Genomic DNA, 2,519 nt, shown 5'->3' on the forward strand with positions numbered 1-2,519 from the left:
CAATATCGCTAAATCAGTCATTGAATCTCTAGGACTGGAAGTCGCGATGAATAAAAACAAAGTAGTTGACTTCAAGAATGATGATTTTGATTTTCTAGGCTTCCATTTCAATCATTGGAGAACTAGCAAGAATGGGAAAGATTACTACTCAATCGTTCCCACAGAAAAGTCAATTAAAACGTTCAAGAAGGCTATCAAGGATAAGACACAAAGGAAATGGACAAAACCAAAAGAAGTATGGATTAAGGATATCAATCCTATCATCGTTGGCAAGACCAACTACTTCCTGAATGTCTACAAAGCTCTTAAAGTTTTCGAAGGTCGTATACAGACACACTGCGTTATTCATGCGATGAGTACCTATCTAGACAAGATGGACAGTTATGTACGCCAACGATTGAGGATGTGCATGATACATAAGCATCCAACAGTAAGGAAATCATATGGAATGCATTATAAATGGAACATTAAATTCTTTGTATGTGTTGGTCTAATACCTTCAAAGTGGTGGTTCTATTATAAAATGTGGAAAACCTACACCATAGAGAAGTACGTAGAATACCATATGCGAAGAAATAATGTCAATATGGTCAAACGCATTCAGATACTTAAAGAACAAGGTGTAGAGTATTACACAAAAGAGAGATTAAAGAAAATGGGCTATGCTTTCTCAAGATAGCCCATTCATAAATTAAATAAATAGTAAATTGGTAAGCCGTATGCATTAATAGTGCACGTACGGTTTGATAAGGGGCTAGCCTAGTGATTGGTTAGCCTACTTTCTTCTGTCTTGCAAAAGAAAGGAACATATCTATAAAGTGAGAATCTAATATAAATAATCTATTCTCATTAATAATATAGCCATCAATTTTTTCAAATGTCATCTTTAATACATCTGTTAATAAATCAACTAACACATATCCATTCTCTGGTTTCTTATCCATGGCTTCTTGTTGATCTGTATAAAGAGGAATTAAATGAAGCCCATCTATGTCCATTGTATAATTAGATACATTCTCATCTATTTCTTCTATATAATAATAGAAACGTAAATCATTTAAAACATCTAAAAATGATTCAACTCTTTGATCCCTTAAAGGGAGTAAATTTTCATATTCACGTTTTATATATTTATCATACTCAGTTTCTATTGGTAATGCTTTTTCAATAAAATGAAGATGATCAGGTACATCCGCAATATTCTTGAAATTCTTAGTCATTACTTGTCCTAATACTCTCTCACCATTCTCGTATACATAAACATAATCTCCTACATCTACATGATCATAAGAAGGAATCAAATAAGTTCTTACCTGTAATTTTGTCTGAACTTCACACAACGAAACATTAATACGATAATCATAGAGCCGTTCAGCCCAAGAGTTATCTACCATAAGACTTGTATCATACTTTAATATCTTCTTCATATAAGGATCTTCTTCTTTAATATCATACCAATCTCTATTGAAGAAGTAAGCACGTGTTCCATTTGGATTCAATGCTATCATGAGTTCTTTCTCTTCTTCTTTGTTAAATAAGAATAAAGAAGGCACTTCTTCATCTAATTCATTCTTTAATGCAAGCTTATAGAGTTCCATTAAACGATCATCTCTATCATTCTCTAGAATCATGATCTTCTCTTTGAAACTTAACCATGAATCTGTATAACGGAAAATATAATCTTTATAAAGAGGTGTTGTACGAATTTGTTCTACTCCATGAAAGAACTGTTCCTTGTCCTGTCCATATTGCACAATAAAATGATGAACTGGATCTATATAAGTCAAAGGATGTTTTAAAAAAGTTTTTTCTCCACAATGCGGACAAGTATAAGTCATAATAGAATCATCAATAATACTTTCTCTTTGATCTGGCCCTACACAGCTATAATCTTCATATCTATTCTCTTTATCACATTTTGAACATGTAATAATATAAACATCTTTATTTCTCATAATCATCCTCCTAACAAAAAAGAGCGTCAACACGCTCTATTCAATTACATGGATTGTAAGATACTTCTTTTTATAAGTATGATGATTATCTCCTGCAGTCAAAGTAATACGTGTCTTACCAGGTGTAATAGTTGTCACTAAACCATTCTGGTCAACACTTGCCACATTGGCATATTGAGATGAATAATGTGTATATTCTACTTTCACTTTCTGAGGATCAGTCTTGTAATGAATCTGGTATGTTTCTCCCTGTTTCACTGTGACATACTGATCAGGAATAATCACACTACTTAATACTGGTCCCTGTGCAACACATGCATATTGATAAACACCAAACAAGAAAACAAAATAAACAATACCTAAAATCATCTTCATTTTCCTCTTTAAATGTTTATTAAAATATATTAATACAAAAGGGATCAGTGGAAAAAGAACAATACCTGCAAAAATCCAGCCTTTAGAAAGAGGTTCTCTTTCTTCTTCAAGCATGCTGTTTTGTTTATCTGACATATTGTACCCACCTTTTTTAATTCTCTTCCATTATATCGAATATATTAACGTTTT

At 32.2% G+C, this 2,519-nt stretch carries 3 protein-coding genes; 1 reads left to right on the forward strand and 2 read right to left on the reverse strand.

Annotated features, from left to right (window positions below; all coding sequences use genetic code 11):
* Positions 1 to 679, forward strand: a 679-nt coding sequence (locus ACT8VG_RS10025; protein ID WP_444195778.1) for a group II intron maturase-specific domain-containing protein, incomplete at its 5' end; no start/stop codon positions are given.
* A 91-nt stretch (positions 680 to 770) separates the two neighbouring features.
* Here ACT8VG_RS10025 and ACT8VG_RS10030 read toward each other — a convergent pair.
* Positions 771 to 1,955 carry a CpXC domain-containing protein gene (locus ACT8VG_RS10030; RefSeq protein WP_444195779.1) on the reverse strand — a complete coding sequence of 395 codons (1,185 nt, stop codon included), beginning with the start codon at positions 1,953 to 1,955 and terminating at the stop codon, positions 771 to 773.
* Between the two features lie 36 nt (positions 1,956 to 1,991).
* Positions 1,992 to 2,465, reverse strand: a complete 474-nt coding sequence (locus tag ACT8VG_RS10035; RefSeq protein WP_117459998.1) for an Ig-like domain-containing protein — start codon at positions 2,463 to 2,465, stop codon at positions 1,992 to 1,994.
* Between the last annotated feature and the right edge of the window lie 54 nt (positions 2,466 to 2,519).

The sequence above is a fragment of the Catenibacterium sp. genome (assembly GCF_052354645.1).
Taxonomy (GTDB): domain Bacteria; phylum Bacillota_I; class Bacilli_A; order Erysipelotrichales; family Coprobacillaceae; genus Catenibacterium; species Catenibacterium mitsuoka_A.

What these genes read in the sequence shown, in the direction of transcription:
- ACT8VG_RS10035 (WP_117459998.1), bottom strand. Translation starts at nt 2,465, where the DNA reads ATGTCAGATAAACAAAACAGCATGCTTGAAGAAGAAAGAGAACCTCTT.
- ACT8VG_RS10030 (WP_444195779.1), bottom strand. Translation starts at nt 1,955, where the DNA reads ATGAGAAATAAAGATGTTTATATTATTACATGTTCAAAATGTGATAAA.